Annotated in this window: 21 protein-coding genes; all 21 read right to left on the bottom strand. The window is 38.0% G+C overall.

The window, feature by feature from the left end:
• Positions 1-100 precede the first annotated feature (100 nt).
• Positions 101-763 carry a phosphoribosylanthranilate isomerase gene (locus ACNQFZ_RS18085; protein ID WP_458412698.1) on the bottom strand — a complete coding sequence of 221 codons (663 nt, stop codon included), beginning with the start codon at positions 761-763 and terminating at the stop codon, positions 101-103.
• Positions 760-1,518 carry an indole-3-glycerol phosphate synthase TrpC gene (gene trpC / locus ACNQFZ_RS18080; protein ID WP_458412697.1) on the bottom strand — a complete coding sequence of 253 codons (759 nt, stop codon included), beginning with the start codon at positions 1,516-1,518 and terminating at the stop codon, positions 760-762. Before trpC ends, ACNQFZ_RS18085 begins: the two co-directional genes overlap by 4 nt.
• Complete coding sequence (trpD, locus tag ACNQFZ_RS18075; RefSeq protein ID WP_458412696.1) at positions 1,511-2,548, bottom strand: anthranilate phosphoribosyltransferase; 1,038 nt, start codon at positions 2,546-2,548, stop codon at positions 1,511-1,513. The genes trpC and trpD overlap by 8 nt, the downstream gene beginning before the upstream one ends.
• Positions 2,541-4,061, bottom strand: a complete 1,521-nt coding sequence (gene trpE, locus ACNQFZ_RS18070; RefSeq protein WP_458412695.1) for an anthranilate synthase component I — start codon at positions 4,059-4,061, stop codon at positions 2,541-2,543. Before trpE ends, trpD begins: the two co-directional genes overlap by 8 nt.
• A 314-nt stretch (positions 4,062-4,375) precedes the next feature.
• The gene (gene aroH / locus ACNQFZ_RS18065; protein ID WP_458412694.1) at positions 4,376-4,744 is read right to left on the bottom strand and encodes a chorismate mutase; all 369 of its coding nucleotides are present in this window, start codon (positions 4,742-4,744) and stop codon (positions 4,376-4,378) included.
• Between the two features lie 4 nt (positions 4,745-4,748).
• Positions 4,749-5,831: a 3-dehydroquinate synthase gene (aroB, locus tag ACNQFZ_RS18060; RefSeq protein ID WP_458412693.1), complete on the bottom strand. Its 1,083-nt coding sequence runs from the start codon at positions 5,829-5,831 to the stop codon at positions 4,749-4,751.
• 1 nt (position 5,832) lies between these two features.
• On the bottom strand, positions 5,833-7,005 hold the full coding sequence (gene aroC / locus ACNQFZ_RS18055) for a chorismate synthase (protein WP_458415441.1): 1,173 nt from the start codon (positions 7,003-7,005) through the stop codon (positions 5,833-5,835).
• Between the two features lie 104 nt (positions 7,006-7,109).
• Positions 7,110-7,883 (bottom strand): CheR family methyltransferase, encoded by a 774-nt coding sequence (locus tag ACNQFZ_RS18050; RefSeq protein ID WP_458412692.1) that lies wholly within the window; start codon positions 7,881-7,883, stop codon positions 7,110-7,112.
• A gap of 132 nt (positions 7,884-8,015) precedes the next feature.
• Entirely contained in the window at positions 8,016-8,462 is a 447-nt protein-coding gene (gene ndk, locus ACNQFZ_RS18045; RefSeq protein WP_458412691.1) for a nucleoside-diphosphate kinase, read from the bottom strand.
• Positions 8,463-8,549: 87 nt separating this feature from the next.
• Entirely contained in the window at positions 8,550-9,512 is a 963-nt protein-coding gene (gene hepT / locus ACNQFZ_RS18040; RefSeq protein ID WP_458412690.1) for a heptaprenyl diphosphate synthase component II, read from the bottom strand.
• Positions 9,513-9,534: 22 nt separating this feature from the next.
• Entirely contained in the window at positions 9,535-10,248 is a 714-nt protein-coding gene (locus tag ACNQFZ_RS18035; RefSeq protein ID WP_458412689.1) for a demethylmenaquinone methyltransferase, read from the bottom strand.
• A gap of 3 nt (positions 10,249-10,251) precedes the next feature.
• Positions 10,252-11,073, bottom strand: a complete 822-nt coding sequence (locus ACNQFZ_RS18030) for a heptaprenyl diphosphate synthase component 1 (protein ID WP_458412688.1) — start codon at positions 11,071-11,073, stop codon at positions 10,252-10,254.
• A gap of 65 nt (positions 11,074-11,138) precedes the next feature.
• Positions 11,139-11,369: a trp RNA-binding attenuation protein MtrB gene (gene mtrB / locus ACNQFZ_RS18025; protein WP_458412687.1), complete on the bottom strand. Its 231-nt coding sequence runs from the start codon at positions 11,367-11,369 to the stop codon at positions 11,139-11,141.
• A gap of 85 nt (positions 11,370-11,454) precedes the next feature.
• A complete protein-coding gene (folE, locus tag ACNQFZ_RS18020) occupies positions 11,455-12,018 on the bottom strand; it encodes a GTP cyclohydrolase I FolE (RefSeq protein WP_458412686.1) in 564 nt (187 codons plus the stop codon).
• 171 nt (positions 12,019-12,189) lie between these two features.
• The gene (locus tag ACNQFZ_RS18015) at positions 12,190-12,462 is read right to left on the bottom strand and encodes an HU family DNA-binding protein (protein WP_458412685.1); all 273 of its coding nucleotides are present in this window, start codon (positions 12,460-12,462) and stop codon (positions 12,190-12,192) included.
• A gap of 333 nt (positions 12,463-12,795) precedes the next feature.
• Complete coding sequence (spoIVA, locus tag ACNQFZ_RS18010; RefSeq protein WP_458412684.1) at positions 12,796-14,274, bottom strand: stage IV sporulation protein A; 1,479 nt, start codon at positions 14,272-14,274, stop codon at positions 12,796-12,798.
• Between the two features lie 195 nt (positions 14,275-14,469).
• Positions 14,470-15,171 (bottom strand): hypothetical protein, encoded by a 702-nt coding sequence (locus ACNQFZ_RS18005; protein WP_458415440.1) that lies wholly within the window; start codon positions 15,169-15,171, stop codon positions 14,470-14,472.
• A 42-nt stretch (positions 15,172-15,213) separates the two neighbouring features.
• Positions 15,214-15,417: a DUF2768 domain-containing protein gene (locus ACNQFZ_RS18000; RefSeq protein ID WP_458412683.1), complete on the bottom strand. Its 204-nt coding sequence runs from the start codon at positions 15,415-15,417 to the stop codon at positions 15,214-15,216.
• Positions 15,418-15,690: 273 nt separating this feature from the next.
• Positions 15,691-15,924, bottom strand: coding sequence for a stage VI sporulation protein F (locus ACNQFZ_RS17995; protein ID WP_458412682.1), 234 nt, complete (start codon positions 15,922-15,924; stop codon positions 15,691-15,693).
• A gap of 67 nt (positions 15,925-15,991) precedes the next feature.
• Complete coding sequence (locus tag ACNQFZ_RS17990; RefSeq protein ID WP_458412681.1) at positions 15,992-17,023, bottom strand: NAD(P)H-dependent glycerol-3-phosphate dehydrogenase; 1,032 nt, start codon at positions 17,021-17,023, stop codon at positions 15,992-15,994.
• A 32-nt stretch (positions 17,024-17,055) separates the two neighbouring features.
• On the bottom strand, positions 17,056-18,366 hold the full coding sequence (der, locus tag ACNQFZ_RS17985) for a ribosome biogenesis GTPase Der (RefSeq protein WP_458412680.1): 1,311 nt from the start codon (positions 18,364-18,366) through the stop codon (positions 17,056-17,058).
• Positions 18,367-18,413: the final 47 nt, after the last annotated feature.

Here is an 18,413-nt window from a genome sequence, read left to right as displayed (position 1 = left end):
AGAAATAATAAAACCCATTTTCTCGCACTAAAGCAAAAAAGGATTCTTTTCCTAATTGTAACACAACATTACTTTAGGTAAAGACTCCAACATGAAATTTTTATTCTTTTCTCACAATTTCAAATGAATGTAGTTTGTATAGTAATTGTTGAATTTTATCGGCATCCTTTTTTCCATTTGTTTCAATGCCGCTTGAAATATCAATACCACCAGGAAAATAGTGTAAAATTTGCTCTACGTTCTCAGGAACAATTCCGCCGGCAATGAGGCAATGTACCCCTTGTCTTCTAGCTTCATTTTTATAGGCAGGAATAGCCTCCCAGTCAAAACGTTCACCCGTTCCTCCCCAGGCACCTTTTACCTTCGAATCAATCACGTAGCCATCTACTACATGCTCGTAGTCTTTCATTCTAGCAATACCATTGTCGCTGTGATGGATTGCTTTCCATACCTTTAGTCCAGTAGCCATTTTTACTTCGATGATTTCTCCTGGTGCTTCATTGCCATGAAATTGAATGATATCAAGTGGCACATATTGAAGTACATTTGCGATTTCCTGCAAGGTTGAATTAACAAAAACACCAACATATTTTTGATCATGTCCTTTTTCAACTTGGCTCAGCCACTCACTGCAAAGTACGGGGTCTACCCTCCGTTTGCTTTCAGCAAAGACAATTCCAATAAACGGTGCACCACTGTTTACGGCCAATTGTAAATCTTGTAAAGAATGATTTCCGCAAAGCTTTAAAAGTGTCGTTGTCATTGTACTACTCCAAATAATTTTGAAATACCTTTTGCAGGTGATTCAGCTCTCATCAGCGATTCACCAACTAAAACAGCATTAGCACCTGCTTTTCTCACTCTAGTAATATCATCATACGTAAAAATGCCACTTTCACTGACGAATAGGCTTCCATCCGGTATCGAAGAAGCAATGTTTTCCGTCTGCTCTAGGGTAACTTCAAAAGTTGCCAAATTACGGTTATTGATGCCAATTATTTTGGGTGTAAATATTGAAAGGATTCCTTCTAATGCGCTCTTAGAATGCACCTCTACTAAACAGTCCAATCCCAATTCGCTGGCATATTGATAAAATTCAGCTAGTTTTTGAGGCTCTAAAACTTCAGCTATTAATAGAATCGCATCTGCTCCGAGATATTTACTCTCCAATATTTGGCGTTTATCAATGATAAATTCCTTTCGCATAACCGGGAGTCCAACTTCCTTTTTAATCAATGGGATGTAGTCCCTTTTACCTTGAAAATAATGGCTGTCTGTAAGTACAGAAATAGCATCTGCTCCGCCGAGCTCATATCCTAGCGCAATTTCCACTGGGTGGAAGTTTTCCTTAATAATTCCTTTTGATGGGGATGCCTTTTTTACCTCGGCGATTAAGGCAACCTCATGTTTTTTATTTTTTAAAGCATGATAGAATGATACATGATGAACTGCCTGATTCTCAGGCAGCTCGAGACGAGCTACCTCTTCTTTTTTTGTTTCAATGATTTTTTTAAGCATACTGCTGCTTCTCCTTCATCGTTAGATTAGCCTTTCGTAGTTTGTTTAACTGCGCTAAAGCAACGCCTTCATCAATCGCGTTTCTTGCCATGCTAATTCCCTCTTCGATTGAGTTGCACTTTTCAGCGGCATAAAGTCCTGCTCCCGCATTTAATAAAACAATGTTTCTCTGTGAGCGATTGCCGCTACCCGCAAGAATACTTTCAAGCACATAAGCACTTTCCTCTACCGAAGAAACACGAATTTCATCTAATGTTCCTCTTTCCAATCCAAATTCTTCAGGAGTAATCGTCCTTCTTGAAATCACACCATTATTTAATTCAACAATGTCTGTTTCTGTCGTGATTGAACACTCATCTAATCCGTCACGTCCAGTAACAAGCAATACTCTTTTTGAGCCCAATCGTTTCAACGTTTCAGCCATCTTTTCTGCCGGTCTTGAATCATAAACGCCAATCAATTGATATTTGCAATTGGCCGGATTTGAGATGGGGCCAAGTATATTAAAGATCGTCCTAAAACCAACATCTTTTCTTGGTACTGCTGCATGGCGCATGGATGAATGGTACGTTTGTGCAAATAAAAAGCTCATATTATAATCATTTAACGAATGCCTTGCCTCTTCAGGTGAGCTCTGGATATTTATTCCTAATTGCTCTAGTACATCAGCGCTGCCACTTTTTGAGGTAAAAGCGCGATTTCCATGTTTAGCTACTTTTACACCAAGTGCTGAAAGAATAATAGACGCCGTTGTAGATATGTTAAAGGTTGAGGCGCCGTCACCACCGGTGCCGCATGTATCAATAACCGAATCATCTTCGTAATCAACATGCGTCATATGGGAACGCATTGCTTTTGTAAAGCCGACTAATTCTTCAACTGTTTCGCCCCGAAATCGTAAAATAGAAATCAGACTTGCAATCTGACTTTGTGTTGCATTTCCGGACATAATTTCATTCATAATCATTTCAGCTTCCGCTTCAGATAATGTTTCCCCTAAAACACATTTATTTAATATTTCCTTAAACATACGCTTTTTCCTCCCTATTAAACATTTTTTCTGCTAGTTTAATACTTTTAATCATCGCGCTTGCTTTATTGATCGTTTCCTTATATTCAAGCTCTGGAATAGAATCGGCCACAATGCCTGCCCCTGCCTGAACATACGCCTTTTTGTCCTTCACGAGGATGGTTCGTATCGCAATACAAGAGTCAATATTTCCATCAAAACCAAGATATGCAACTGTTCCTGCATACACATTACGTGCCGTCGGCTCCATTTCTTGTAAAATTTGCATGGCCCGAATCTTTGGTGCACCTGATACAGTCCCGGCCGGGAATGCAGATATAAGCGCATCAATTGGATGAACTTCTTTTTTGATTTGTCCGGTTACCTTTGAAATTAAATGCATGACATGTGAAAATCGGCCCAATTCCATTAAAACCGGTGTGTTCACAGAGCCATATTCAGCAACCCTACCAACATCGTTACGAGCCAAATCAACGAGCATATAATGTTCAGCACGTTCTTTTTCATCGGCTATTAGCTCCTTCGCTAAAGCCTCATCCTCTTCTTTAGACTTTCCCCTTCGCCTCGTTCCGGCAATTGGATGAATTTCAAGATGACCATTCTCAATTTGAATCAACCGTTCCGGAGAACTGCCAATCATCTCATAGCCGTCCAGCTTTAAATAAAATAAATAAGGCGATGGATTCACCATTCGAAGTACTCTATATAAATCAAAACCTTTAACATTAATTGGAATCTCAAATCGTTGTGATAAAACAGCCTGAAAAATATCCCCAGCTTTTATATACTCTTTAATCTTGTTTACACTTTTTAAAAAGTCTTCCTTTTCGTAATTCGATATCACATCGCTGAAATCAACTGACGACACTTGCTCTATGGCTTGCAATCCTTCATTTTTTAGATTCGAATCAAAAATCCGATTAAAAACCCGAATAATTTTTTGCTGTGCATCGATAAATAAATGTGACAGCTCTTCTTTGTGTTCTCCGCCCTTTAAGCGGACAAGTTGAATAATAGTTAACTCTTTTAAATCGTGGTCAAAAGCGATCATCGTTTCGCAAAACATAAATGAAAAACGTTTTAGATTTAAATCATTTTTCGTATGCTCTGGCACCTTTTCAAAGGTCGAAATAGAATCATATCCCATGACACCAACCGCACCACCCCAGAAAGGAAGTGATACATCTGGTGTTTTAACCTTTAAGAGCTCCATTGTAAGTCGAAATGCCTCTCGGAAATGGTTTGCTTCCAAAATTGTTTCTTTCTTTTCATTTTTTATTTGGAACAGTCCCTCGTTTTCTTCTACAAACAAAAACGGGCGTAAGCCGATAAATGAATACCGGGACCATGGGGAGGCTTCATCTTTACTTTCCAGCAAAAAGGTTGCCTCTTCCTGTAAATTTTGAAAAATTTGGATGGGTGTAATCGTATCAACAAAATAACGTTTCACGATGGGTATAGTAAGATACAGTTCTGTATCTTTTAAAAAAGAGGAAAAATTTTCAACAGTCATAATCATCTCTCCAATCATGGTTTTATAATTGGAGAATGAGGAGATTTTGGATGAGAAAAAAACAACCCTAAGAGCATGCCAGTTTATGAAAACGGCAAGACAATCTTAGGGTAGGTGTTTTTTATTTTAATTAACGTTCTCGTCTCAACTCAGCTCTGCTCATTCTACCCTATACAAAGTAAGATACTTTGTCATTCTCTCACTAAGAATTTGCACCCTTAGTCTACTAAACTCATCTCTAAAAAACTAATCTGAACTTATATGCAATATTAATATAAATTACAATTTATTGTCAATAAGTAATTTTAAACTGTTTATTTATTTGCAGATAAATCTGGTCTTAAAACAGTGGCACCTTCTAAATAAATGTGCTCAATTTGGTTCTGAGGTATGTCAGTTTCTACCGTCATCATGATGCGAATACACTTTTTCAACGAATTCACTACAGGAATCTCACACATATCCATTACAGGAACATATGTCCAGCCATCCAATAACCGCATCGCTCTTGCTGGAAAGACTGCATCCAAGTCTTCTGTAACAGAGATGAGCACCTGGGCAACATTTTCAGGTACGACTGCATTCTTCTCGATCATCTCTTCAAGAAGCCTTTTAGTATTGTTAATCATTTCCTCAGCATCATTTTCTTTTACGGTTATTGCTCCCCTAATCCCACGAATCAACGACCTACACCTCCTGTAATTCCTTTTGTAACAACTTTAAGATAAATTCATCATCTACTTTTACAGTTTCAACCTCACCAATATTTTTCATTAACACAAATCGTAATGAACCCGCTTGTGCTTTTTTGTCTTTTTTCATTAATTGTAGAAGAGTTTCTGCCTCAAGACTTTTCGGGACTTCCGGAAAGCCATATTGTTTAAACCACGATCTAAATGCATCAAGCTGTAAATTCTTTTGGTAATATTCCTCACTTACTCGAATCGCAAACAGCATGCCAATGGCGACAGCATCCCCATGGCTCATTGTGCCATACCCAAGTCCTGCCTCAATCGCGTGTGCTAATGTATGCCCAAAATTCAAATAAGCTCGAATCCCGCTTTCTTTCTCATCCTGAGAGACAACTTCAGCCTTAACACCTATTCCTTTTGCCAAGACATATTGTAGTTTCTCGCCGCGTAAATCATCCAAAGAGTGAATTTCAGCTTTCAACCATTCATAAAACGGCTCGTCCCAGATCAATGCATGCTTAATTACTTCAGCAAAACCGGAACGCCACTCATCCTCAGGGAGAGTTAAGAGCATATCCGTATCATAAACAACAGCTTCAGGCTGATAAAAGGCACCTATCATATTTTTACCTAACGGATGGTTAATTGCTACCTTGCCGCCGACAGAACTGTCATGGGCAAGCAGCGTGGTCGGCATTTGAATAAACGGAATACCTCGCATATAAGTAGCTGCAACAAAGCCAGATAGGTCGCCGACAACACCACCACCTAGGGCGATAACCAGCGATTTGCGGTCAAGCTCATGTTCAAGAGCAAAGGTCAAGCAATCATAGAATACCGAAAATGACTTCGCTTCTTCACCACTTGGCACAACGTAGGCATAAATGTGTGCAAAATCAGTCAATGCATTTTTAATATCATTTAAAAACAACGGTTCCACATTGGTATCTGTAATAATTAAAATGCTCGAAACATCAGACCTAAGAGCTTGTATATACGATTGAATTTCAAAGCGAAGCTGGTCCCCAATATATAAAGGGTATTCCCGAGAAGAAGTAGAAATCGTTAAGGTTTCCATCTTAATACTTCCTCGCTCTTTCGTTCCATTTTTCGATATTTTCTTTTATCTGATCAACACGGTCCTTCCCAAATTGCTCAACAATCGCATTAGCAACTTCCCAAGCTACCACTGCTTCGGCGACAACACTTGCTGCAGGTACGGCACAGCTGTCAGAACGCTCAACACTTGCCGCAAATGGTTCTTTTGTATCAATATCAACACTTTGGAGTGGCTTGTAAAGTGTTGGGATTGGCTTCATTACACCGCGTACAACGATTGGCATCCCATTCGTCATGCCACCTTCAAATCCACCTAAATTATTTGTTTTTCGAGTATAGCCCTCTTGTTCATTCCAAAGGATTTCATCATGAACCTGGCTGCCAGGTCTTCTTGCTGCTTCAAAACCAATACCAAATTCAACACCTTTGAAAGCATTAATACTAACCATTGCTGCAGCAATTTTCGCGTCCAACTTATGATCATAATGGGTATAGCTGCCAACGCCGGCAGGTAATCCATCGACAATAACTTCTACAATACCGCCGATTGAATCGCCGTCTTCCTTCGCTTTGTCGATGGCTTCCATCATTTTTTTCTCTGCCTCTTCATCAAGGCAGCGAACAGGTGAGTTCTCGGATCTTTTCTTTAAATCCTCAAGGCTCTCATAGGAAATATTTTCTGCTTTAACCCCGCCAATTTCTAAAACATGGCCAGCTACCGTAATACCCAGCTCGGATAAGAGCTTTTTAGCTACAGCTCCTGCCGCTACGCGTACTGTTGTTTCTCGGGCTGATGATCGTTCAAGAACATTTCTCATATCACGATGACCATATTTGATGGCCCCTACAAGGTCTGCATGGCCTGGTCTTGGGCGCGAGATTTTTCGCTTTATATCTTCTTCCTCTTCTTCAACAAGAGGTTCTATTCCCATAATCTTCGTCCAGTGTGTCCAATCCTTATTTTCAACGGCAAGTGTTATCGGTGATCCCAATGTTTTACCATGACGGACACCACTTAAAATTTGGACTTGGTCTTTCTCTATTTGCATTCTGCGCCCTCTACCATGTCCTTTTTGGCGACGGGCAAGTTCTTCATTGATATCTTCAGCAACTAATGATAATTGTGCAGGGATTCCCTCCAAAATTGTCGTTAATTGTGGTCCATGTGATTCTCCAGCTGTAATATATTTCAACACTCTTCACCTCTTTAAAGCATTTATGTATTAATATAATATAACATAATGAAATTCATTTGTCGTCTGTATATTTTGAATTCTTACTAGAAAAAAAAACGAATCTACAATTTACGATAAAAAAAAGTATCTTCTGACTCTAAGCCATAGATTTGCGGATTAAAAATTTGTTCTGTACTGCCAACAAATAAAATTCCACCGCTTTTTAAAGCTGAACTGAACTTTTTATATAAAACTTCCTTTGCTTCTTCTGTAAAATAGATCAGCACATTTCGACAAACAATTAAATCAAAGTTATTCACAAACGGGTCCGCCAATAAATTATGTTTTTTGAAGGTTACCGTCCTTTTAATATCATCACTTACTTTATAGAAAATTCCGTCTTTCGTAAAGAATTTCTTTTTTATATCATCTGGTACTTCTACTAATGAGCGTTCCGGGTATATACCAGTTTTCGCACGGTTAATGACTGTTTCATCCAAATCAGTGGCAAGAATTTGGATTTGTGAAAGCGGCATGAAATGCGATAAGATCATCGCGATTGTGTATGGTTCTTCTCCTGTCGAACAAGCGGCACTCCATACTTTTAGTCTTTTGTTTTTTTCTAGCAATTTAGGAATAATCTTTTGTTGCAATATCTCCCAACGTTTACTGTTTCGATAAAATTCTGAGACATTGATCGTCATGCGATCTAAAAATTCATCCAGCAACTTGTGATCTGTAGACATCGCATTGAAAAAGTCTTGAAAGCTTTTAAATCCTTTTTTCTCATAAAGTGATGTTAGTCTACGCTTCATTTGTGCTTCTTTATAGCAAGATAAATTAATTCCAGTCTTTCTATGAACTTTCGCTATAAAATCTTGGTAGTCGCTCCCCATTTCTTTTTCTCCTCTACTTTAAAGACTCCCCTTGAATTTACTATAACAAAAGCTCTTTAGTAGTTCTAGTTAAAAAGTAATGTTACTAGTATATAAAAAAAAACCGGCCATTCTGGCCGGTTGTTAGGCTTATTAATATACCCACTCATCCACTTGCTTTTTGTACTCACTTACTTCATTTTCCTTAAACCAAAGACCAATTTCACGCGCAGCACTTTCTGGTGAATCTGAACCGTGGATAACGTTTTTGCCCATTGTTAGTCCAAGATCGCCACGAATTGTACCTGGAAGAGCTTCAGCAGGATTTGTTTTTCCCATCATTTGACGAGCTGTTGTAATTACGTTTTCGCCTTCCCAAACCATTGCAAAAACAGGGCTTGATGTGATAAAGTCCACTAATTCACCAAAGAAAGGACGCTCTTTATGTTCACCGTAGTGTTCTTCTGCTAATTCTTTTGAAACAGTCATTAATTTAGCACCTACTAATTTAAATCCTTTGTTTTCAAAGCGAGATACAATCTCACCGATTAAGTTACGTTGTACGCCATCAGGCTTAACCATGATAAATGTTTTTTCCATTGTTACATCTCTCCAGTCATTATGTATAATTGTAGCCTTTTAAAAATCATTTCACATTTTATCAAAATATAGTTTAAATAGCAATTTTCAAAACTTTCGCTTGCCAATATATTTTGCAATATTTAATAGTGCTGTTTTTTCTTTGGAATTTGGTAGACCTTTAATAATGTCATGCGCTTTTTTCAAGTATCGTTCACTAATATTTTTTGAGTATTCAATACCACCAGAACTTTTTACTAGCGCAATGATGTGTTTCATTGCTTGTTCATTGTTCATATCAAATGTATCAATGATTTCTTTTTTTAATGCCTCATTTCGCAGCGCATAAAGGACAGGCAAGGTAATATTTCCTTGTAATAAGTCACTTCCGGCCGGTTTGCCAAGCTGTTTCTCCGTACCTGTGAAATCAAGAATATCATCTGTTATTTGAAATGCCATCCCAACATAATATCCAAAGCGATACAATTTTCTTTGAATTTCGACTGGTGCTTCGGAAACGATTGCACCCAGCTCACAGCTTACAGCAATTAGAATTGCCGTTTTTCTTTTGATTCTCCTAAAATACGTGCGTAGATTTTGATTCCAATTATATTTATCTTTAATTTGCTCGATCTCACCGATGCAAAGCTCCACCATTGTTTTCGATAAAACTTTATGAGCTTCAACCTTTTCAATGTTTGTCATAAGTTCTACAGCTCTTGCAAAAATATAGTCACCCGTGTACATGGCAATTCGATTATCCCATTTTGCCTTTACTGTTGGTGCCCCTCTTCGCAATTCAGCATTGTCAATGACATCATCATGAACCAAGGAAGCAGTATGTATTAATTCAAGAGCAACTGCAGCATTTTTTATTATGTCTATATTGTAATTTCCAAATTTTGCAGACAATAAAACAAAGACTGGTCGAATCCTTTTCCCACCAGCCTGTAATAAATGCATAGAAGCTTCTTTCAGCACTGGATTTTCGGCCTGAATTGTCTCTTCCAACGCTTTTTCTATTGTTTCTAAGTCAGAATTAATAAATGTGTAAAGCCTTTTCAGTATCATTTATTTCACCTTAATCAACAGCTTATTTATCCATAGGTTTAAAGCCTAAATGCATTGCTGCAACGCCACCAGTATAGGCTTTAACTTGGATTTTCTCAAGTCCCGCTTCTTTAAACATTTGCGCCAATTTCTTTCGGCCTGGGAAGTCTTTGGCGGACTCTTGCAGCCATGAATATTCCTTATAGCTTTTGGCAAATAGTTTACCCAATAGCGGCATAATAAATTGAAAATATAAATAATAAATTTGCCTAAAACCAATCATCGTTGGCTGCGATGTTTCAAGACAAACGACCTTTCCACCGGGTTTTACAACCCGCCCCATTTCCCTTAATACCTGCATATAATCAGGTACGTTACGTAAACCGAATCCTATTGTGGCATAATCAAATGTGTTATCAGCAAACGGGAGTTCCATCGCATTTCCATGGATAAGCTCGATATTGTTTAGTTGCAGATCTTTCACTTTTTGTTCGCCGATTTTTAACATATTTTTGCTAAAATCCAAACCAACAACATTTCCTTTTGGCCCAACTGCGTCTGATAACGCAATAGTCCAATCAGCTGTTCCGCAACATACATCAAGGGCTGTTGAACCAGGTTGAACGTTCATCCTCTTCATTGTGTCTTTCCGCCATGCTATATGGCGCTGAAAACTTATGATAGAGTTCATTACATCATATTTTTCCGAGATTTTTTCAAATACGTTATGAACGCGTTCTTCCTTTGAATAAGCCACTCTTCACCCTTCTTTCACAGCTTTTTCCATTGCAATATCCAAATTGTTAATAAAAGCCATGACCTTTTCACTAAGAAAGCTATAAGTAACAGAATTTGTTTCTAAGAATGTTTCTACATAGTGAATCGATTTCATGATTTGCTTATCAACCAAACCGAAAGCCTGCTTAGGATCAATTTTTCTTAGTATTCCACTCTTTTCTCCATGAATCGCACTAATACCATCAATGATAGCGGAATAACTTCTTGACTTGAATATATTTTTTTCACGGTTTAATCTGTTAACTAATAATAATTGCTTTGCAAATTCGCGCATTTCATTGTTGCCAACGTATTGTGCTACCTTTTGCACTAAAAGAGATTCAATCATGGCTACACTATCTAGGTATTCATCTATTACATTAAAATCCTGATGATAGACGGATATTTTATGTTCATTAATCTCTTTAATAGCGGTTGATAATATTTTTAACATCGGTATATCATCAACGAGCGCTAATAGATAATAATAGAGGCCGCTATAATAGTCCCCACCAAGCACCGTTAATTGGCGTTGTTTCATAAACGGATTATCATCTTCAATACGATGCAACCCTACTAATTCATGTGTGTCTAATGCTAGTTGAACAAGCATCGTTGCTACCGTCGACTGGCGAATTCGATCGAACGGCATGTTCGATTTTTTTAATATAAAATACAATAATAGCAATTTTTGTTCTTCAATAATAGGGACATCAATAAACTTCATTAAATAAGGATGTTTGACTCGTTGATCTATGTCCGCTTTAATCTGTTCTATTTCTTCATAGATGTCATTCACGCTCATCACCCTTGTCTATCTAAAATGAGAAAACGGCCTCCTAAACCTTGGGGAATGCTTTCTTCTCTGTCTTATACTTCTGTATCCATTTCACCATGGGCTGTTTGAATAATGGCTTTACCACGAATCTTAATTGCCGATGTGTGCTCTGTAAATTGAGCAATCATCACTTCACCTTTATCCAGCTTTTCAGTATGGTGGAATTTTGTGTCTGTACCTCTTGTAAGGCCAATCACGGTAACTCCATCACTTTTGGCTTTAATGACAATAAAATCACTGTTTGAAGAAGATTGACTTTCCATTGTAAATCCTCCTAAATCCAATCCATATCTCATAATAATATCTCATCACATAGCTTGGATTGTCAATGTAAATTTCGATGATTGTCTATTCTTTTATTAATGACAAAACTTCAGCTCTTGCTGCAGCATCCTTTTCAAAAATTCCTCTAACCGCGGAAGTTACCGTCTTAGACCCTGGCTTTTTTACGCCTCGCATTGTCATACACATATGTTCTGCTTCAACAACAACCATTACTCCATATGGCTTAAGCTTTTCGACAATGGCATCCGCTACTGTCGTTGTGATTCTTTCTTGCAATTGTGGTCTCATGGCCACCGCTTCAACAGAACGAGCTAATTTGCTTAAGCCGACCACCTTCCCGCCTTTTGGTATATAAGCAACATGCGCTTGACCAAAAAAAGGAACCAAATGATGCTCACACATGGAGTAAAAAGGAATATCCTTTACAAGCACTAATTCTTCATGATTTTCGCTGAAAATCGTATCGAAGTACTCCTTTGGGTCCTTACTTATCCCCGCAAAAACCTCAGCATACATTTTGGCAACCCGTTTAGGTGTATCCAAAAGCCCTTCTCGATTTGGATCCTCACCCACTGCTTCCAGTATCATCCGAACCGCTTGTTCTATCTGTTCATGGTTTACATTCACATTATTTCCTCCTCAAGCGATACCACGATTGTTCGTCTAATGATAGTGTATCCCGAAAATTAATTATACTATTCTTTTTTACATTTAGTCTTTACTATACTATAAAAATGTTACCAAAAAGAAGAGCCGCACAAATGTGCGGCTCTTTGAAAAAGCCCATATGTATTTTCATTATTTAACAGCGTCTTTAAGGGCTTTACCTGGTTTGAAAGCTGGTACCTTACTTGCTGGGATTTCGATTTCGTCCCCAGTTTGTGGATTGCGGCCTTTACGAGCTGCACGCTCACGTACTTCAAAGTTACCAAATCCGATTAATTGAACCTTGTCACCTTGTTGTAATGCGCCCAAAATAGCGTCAAAAACAGCATCAACAGCTTTAGTAGCATCTTTCTTAGATAATTCAGTACCTTCAGCTACTGCATTAATTAAATCTGTTTTGTTCATGCCATTCACCTCCTCCCAAAAACATTTTAGGTAATTCACTTTTGAAAAATAGATTACCTGAGTTGTAAATTTCATTTAATTAAAACTATCATAGCCTAAATAGTTTTTGATAGTAATAAATAGCTGTTACTATCTTTGTTAACAGTATTTCCAGATTCTATACATGTTAACAGCTATTTATTGACATGCTAATATTAACCGACAATTGAAGATAATTCAATATCTTTCATTCTTTTTTTGCATTTTTGCGCTATTTTTACCATTTTCCCCTATGTTTATAGTGAAAAAAGAGACTGATTTTAAAATCAGCCTCTTTCCTTTGGTACAATCGGGTTATAGGATGATAGCAATAAGCCCACCCGAACCTTCATTGATTATTCTTTCTAACGTTTCCTTAAGCTTATAACGTGCATTTTCCGGCATCAGCGATAATTTCGCTTGAATGCCCTCTCTAACAATGGAACTTAGTGAGCGCCCGAAAATATCGGAATTCCAAATTGAAAGTGGGTCATCCTCGAAATCTTGCATTAAATATCTGACTAGTTCTTCACTCTGTTTTTCGGTACCAATGATTGGTGCAAATTCAGATTCAACATCCACCTTTACCATATGGATTGATGGAGCTACTGCCTTTAAGCGGACACCAAATCTTGATCCTTGACGGATGATTTCTGGCTCATCTAAGCTCATATCCTGTAAAGATGGTGCGGCAATGCCATAGCCGGTTTGTTTTACCATTTTTAGGGCATCAGCCACTTGATCATACTCAGTCTTTGCATGGGCAAACTCCTGCATTAGCTGAAGTAAATGGTCTTTTCCCCTAATTTCAACACCGACAACCTCTTTTAAGATTTGATCGTAAAGATCATCTGGGGCATATAGATCAATTTCAGCAATTCCTTGCCCCATTTCGATGCCTGCTAAACTTGCCTGGTCAATAAAATCATATTCACCAAAATGACCCACGACACGATCAACATCTCGTAAACGTTTAATATCTTTCACTGTATCCTTTACAGCTTCCTGATAGCTTTGACGAAGCCAATGATCCTCTCTTAACACCATAACCCAGCTAGGTAAATTCACATTCACTTCTAAGACAGGGAACTCATATAATGTTTCACGAAGGACATTAATGACATCTTGTTCCCTCATACTTTCAACACTCATTGCTAATACAGGAATATCATATTTTTCATTAAGTTCTAGTCGTAAGCTTTCTGTATTAGGATGATGAGGATGAACCGTATTAATAATCATGATAAATGGCTTTCCAACTTCTTTAAGCTCCTCAATGACACGTTGTTCGGATTCAACATAATCTGCACGAGGGATTTCACCAATCGATCCATCTGTCGTAATCACAACCCCTAATGTTGAATGTTCTTGAATTACTTTTCTAGTGCCAATTTCCGCAGCCTCATGGAATGGGATTGGTTCTTCATACCATGGTGTATTTATCATTCTTGGACCATTCTCATCCTCATAACCTTTAGCACCCGGAACGGTATACCCGACACAATCAACTAATCGAATGTTAACTTCTAAGCCGTCATCCACAGCGACTGCAACAGCTTGATTAGGGACAAACTTTGGCTCAGTTGTCATGATTGTACGTCCAGCCGCACTTTGCGGTAATTCATCCTGGGCACGAATCTTGTCTGCCTCATTTTTGATACTCGGTAATACTACTAATTCCATAAATTTTTTGATAAATGTTGATTTTCCAGTTCTTACTGCACCTACGACACCTAGATATATATCGCCGCCAGTGCGCTCTGCAATATCCTTAAAAATATCTACTTTTTCCATTTGAACCCCTCCCGCTTTTGGTTCTGGGTACCATACTTATGTTAGTTAGTATTAATGTATGATGTTGTCCCAATTAAATATGACCAAAATAATATTTTTAGTTTTTTGAATGTAGATGAAATCAATCATAGATAAAAAAATCCCTGCTCTATAAAAAAGTATTAAGGAAGAGCAGGGTTCATGACTAAAATTCAGCTATTCTGTTAAAAAAATCGGTTCATTATTTTTTACTGTGTACGGAACGGAAAAAGCAGGCACGAAGTCAGAGTTGTCAACCAGCAAATAGCGGATGTCGTCGCCAGCTTTATAGGTATGGTTAAACTTTTGTAATGCCTCATATAAATCAGGTCGATAATCAATCAAGATCTCGCCTTTCGTATCTATGAATAACGATAAATTTTTGCCTGAGAAAGGACTTTTGACGAACGGTGGATTATTTTTTTCATAGCCTAATTTTTCGTAATCGAGTGTATAATAGCCGTTCCCCTTGTCGAGCAATTCCTTATAAGGAGGATAACCATGTTTCTCTCCATAAATGTTAATACGTAGTTTCAAATCACGAATGATATCAACTGCCGTCAAATCTATTAATTTAACAGTTGGATTACTTTCAACATTTACTAAAACGTATTGGAAAATACCGCCGCCTTCAAAAGAGCTACCTGGTGGTTCAGCAATAAAACGCGGACTTATTTTGCTAAAATCAATTAAATATTTTTGAAAAACCGGCGTGTTACTTTCCTTTGTTTTGATAGGAAGCATTCCACCTTCTGCTTTTCGGTATTCGTCAACTGCAGTTTGTACAGCTGCGATTTGATCCTTATAAGGAATCTTATTTTGGGCAAGCTTATCCTGCGGGTATAAGCATCCGGAAAGCAATAAAATAAATACAAACATAATAGAAAACGCACTTAATTTTTTAAACAATAGATACCCTCCCTAATTATCAGCAACAGGACCGCTAAAGACTACAAAAAAGATAATAATGCCTGCTAAAATCATAAAAATATAAGCGAATACCGCAATAATTGTGCTCAAAAACCCCTTTAATTTATATCTGCTGAGATAAATTAAAATAACAGAGATGAACATAGAACCAATACCAACAAAAGAAATATACATTTTTAACATACCCGGGGTCATCAACATCGCTCCTTTTCAAATCGCTGAATATTATACCATACCCTTAGAAGAGGTTGGAAGAGGGATGTCACAATAACAGGAATCGGTGAAAAGAGAGTAAAAAAAGTACAATTTCTTATTTCATAAAAAAAGCTAAAGCACGGGGCAAATGCTTTAGCAATGGGTAGACTAAATTATTCCTTTAAATCACAGCTCAACTAATGTGATACACTTTATATTATGCAAAAAATTGATAGGTTGCCTCGTAAAAGTGCCTATCCTTTTTTATTTTTCTCAAGATTCATTTTGATTTTTAAAGGAATCAATAATTGAATTCTCTATACCCTCTGGAACAGGGATATTAGCAAGCGTTGAAATCTGTTTAACGAGCTGCCGAACGATATTCTCATCTCCAAAATCAGCATCTTTAACCGAATCAGCCAATGCAAAAAGATCCGCTGATTTTATTTTTGTTTTATTTTCAATTTTGTCGAGTAAATCCCTATGCCTAAATCCGTATTCGTCCACAATGAATCCTCCCCTTGTCGATAGCACTCATCATACTATATGCAAAGAGAAAAATTAGGTGTTTACCCTATTTCATCTTGGAAATTTGATATAAATCTTCCAGCTCTTGCGTTTTGCATCGTCCCATTAAGCCCTCAACCGCATCTTTAGGAGGGCGATTATTAAAAAGAATATCATAAATAGCATTGGTAATCGGCATCTCGGTATTTTCCCTTTGGGCAAGTTGATAGGCTGCTTTTGTCGTCCTTACTCCCTCAACAACCATCCCCATATTTTCCAATACCTCATCAAGATTATGTCCCTTCCCAAGTAAGTTTCCCGCACGCCAGTTTCGACTGTGAACACTTGTACAAGTTACTACTAAGTCGCCTATTCCAGTTAGACCAGCAAATGTTAATGGTTTTGCTCCAAGCTTCACTCCGAGTCTCGAGATCTCTGCTAGTCCCCTGGTAATAAGGGCCGCTTTGGCGTTATCGCCATACCCTAATCCATCTGAAATACCCGCTCCGAGTGCAATGATATTCTTTAAGGCACCCCCAATTTCAACACCGACAATATCCGGATTGGTATAAACCCGAAAGTTTTGATTTATAAATAAATCTTGAATTTTTTCAGCTGCTTCAAGATTTGCAGATGATGCTGTCACTGTAGTTGGTTGTCTTCTGCTTACCTCTTCCGCATGGGAGGGACCGGATAGTACCACAATATCCTCATATAAATGGTCCGGCACCTCTTCTATAATCATTTCTGAAATGCGCTTTAATGTATCTGGCTCAATCCCTTTACTTACATGGCAAATGAGAACCTTTTTTGAAAGCAAAGGCACTATTTGTCCAACTACCTCCCTAATGGCTTTAGTAGGTACAGCTACTATTAGGATCTCTATATCTTTTAATACCTCTTCTAGCTTGAAATATCCTACAATACTTGTTGGCAGCTCAATTCCTGGTAAATATTTTTTATTTGTATGAAGGCTATTTATTTCTTGGATTTGATCCTCACGATGAGACCACAGCCTAACTTCATGCCCATTATCCGCAAGCACAATCGCTAATGCTGTTCCCCAGCTTCCGGCTCCGATGACAGCACATCTCCCCATACCACATTCACTCCTTCGACGATTAATCAAATTTATTTTCGGGCACGAGCAATTAATTTTATCGGCGTTCCTGTAAACTCAAAAGCCTCCCGAATTCTATTTTCTAAAAATCGTGCATAAGAAAAATGCAATAATTCCGGATCATTTACAAAAATAACAAACGTCGGTGGTTTCACAGCAACTTGTGTTACATAGTAAATTTTTAATCTTGTACCGCGATCTGTTGGGGTTGGATTCATTGCAACAGCATCCATAATGACATCGTTCAGGATATTGGTTTGAACGCGCATATTGTGACTCTCAGCTGCTACATTAATCATTGGTAGGAGCGTGTGAGTTCGCTTCTTTGTTTTCGCTGATAGGAACACAATGGGTGCATAATCCAAGAATTGAAAATGGTCTCTGATTTTCTGTTCAAATTCCTTCATTGTTTTTTCATCTTTTTCAACTGCATCCCATTTATTTACAACGATAACAACAGCCCGACCTGCTTCATGGGCATATCCTGCAATTTTTTTATCCTGTTCAATAATGCCTCGTTCACCATCCAAGACTACAAGGACAACATCGGAGCGTTCCATTGCTTTTAAAGCACGGAGGACACTATATTTTTCTAAATTTTCATAGACTTTTCCTTTTTTTCTCATGCCCGCTGTGTCAATGATGACATATTCTTGACCGTCACGCATTAGCTTCGTATCGATTGCATCTCTTGTTGTACCTTCAATATCACTTACAATGACTCTTTCCTCACCTAAGATCGCATTAACTAAGGATGATTTTCCTACATTCGGTCGGCCAATTAAACAAAATTGGATGACCGATTCATCGTATTCCTCATCGTTCTTATCAGGAAAATGTTTGACAACCTCATCTAACAAATCACCTAAACCTAAACCATGAGAACCAGAAATAGGAAATGGTTCCCCACAACCTAATGAATAAAACTCATACATTTGGTCTTTCATTTCGAAGTTGTCAATCTTATTTACTGCTAAAACAATTGGTTTTTTGGAACGGAATAAAAGCTTTGCCACCTCTTCATCTGCAGATGTTATCCCTTCGCGGCCATTTACCATGAAGATAATAACATCTGCTTCTTCAATTGCAATCTCAGCCTGCTGTCTCATTTGGACTAAGAGTGGCTCGTCCCCGATTTCAATCCCACCTGTATCAATAAGATTGAACGTTTTCGTTAGCCATTCTCCAGAACTATAAATGCGATCCCTTGTTACCCCTGGAACATCCTCAACAATAGAAATTCTTTCTCCGACAATTCGATTAAAAATCGTTGATTTGCCTACATTTGGGCGGCCAACAATGGCCACAACCGGTTTTACCATATATATCTTCCTTTCCGAACACTCATCATTCATTTTTAATGATCTGA

Source organism: Schinkia acidoalkalinis, from assembly GCF_054301215.1.
Note: the sequence above shows the minus strand (reverse complement) of the source record. Positions and strands in the feature narration are given on the sequence as shown.

What these genes read in the sequence shown, in the direction of transcription:
- ACNQFZ_RS18085 (WP_458412698.1), bottom strand. Translation starts at nt 763, where the DNA reads ATGACAACGACACTTTTAAAGCTTTGCGGAAATCATTCTTTACAAGAT.
- trpC (WP_458412697.1), bottom strand. Translation starts at nt 1,518, where the DNA reads ATGCTTAAAAAAATCATTGAAACAAAAAAAGAAGAGGTAGCTCGTCTC.
- trpD (WP_458412696.1), bottom strand. Translation starts at nt 2,548, where the DNA reads ATGTTTAAGGAAATATTAAATAAATGTGTTTTAGGGGAAACATTATCT.
- trpE (WP_458412695.1), bottom strand. Translation starts at nt 4,061, where the DNA reads ATGACTGTTGAAAATTTTTCCTCTTTTTTAAAAGATACAGAACTGTAT.
- aroB (WP_458412693.1), bottom strand. Translation starts at nt 5,831, where the DNA reads ATGGAAACCTTAACGATTTCTACTTCTTCTCGGGAATACCCTTTATAT.
- ACNQFZ_RS18050 (WP_458412692.1), bottom strand. Translation starts at nt 7,883, where the DNA reads ATGGGGAGCGACTACCAAGATTTTATAGCGAAAGTTCATAGAAAGACT.
- ndk (WP_458412691.1), bottom strand. Translation starts at nt 8,462, where the DNA reads ATGGAAAAAACATTTATCATGGTTAAGCCTGATGGCGTACAACGTAAC.
- hepT (WP_458412690.1), bottom strand. Translation starts at nt 9,512, where the DNA reads ATGATACTGAAAAGGCTTTACACATTTATTAATTCTGACTTAGAAACA.
- ACNQFZ_RS18030 (WP_458412688.1), bottom strand. Translation starts at nt 11,073, where the DNA reads ATGAGCGTGAATGACATCTATGAAGAAATAGAACAGATTAAAGCGGAC.
- mtrB (WP_458412687.1), bottom strand. Translation starts at nt 11,369, where the DNA reads ATGGAAAGTCAATCTTCTTCAAACAGTGATTTTATTGTCATTAAAGCC.
- ACNQFZ_RS18015 (WP_458412685.1), bottom strand. Translation starts at nt 12,462, where the DNA reads ATGAACAAAACAGATTTAATTAATGCAGTAGCTGAAGGTACTGAATTA.
- spoIVA (WP_458412684.1), bottom strand. Translation starts at nt 14,274, where the DNA reads ATGGAAAAAGTAGATATTTTTAAGGATATTGCAGAGCGCACTGGCGGC.
- ACNQFZ_RS18005 (WP_458415440.1), bottom strand. Translation starts at nt 15,171, where the DNA reads ATGTTTGTATTTATTTTATTGCTTTCCGGATGCTTATACCCGCAGGAT.
- ACNQFZ_RS18000 (WP_458412683.1), bottom strand. Translation starts at nt 15,417, where the DNA reads ATGACCCCGGGTATGTTAAAAATGTATATTTCTTTTGTTGGTATTGGT.
- ACNQFZ_RS17990 (WP_458412681.1), bottom strand. Translation starts at nt 17,023, where the DNA reads ATGGGGAGATGTGCTGTCATCGGAGCCGGAAGCTGGGGAACAGCATTA.
- der (WP_458412680.1), bottom strand. Translation starts at nt 18,366, where the DNA reads ATGGTAAAACCGGTTGTGGCCATTGTTGGCCGCCCAAATGTAGGCAAA.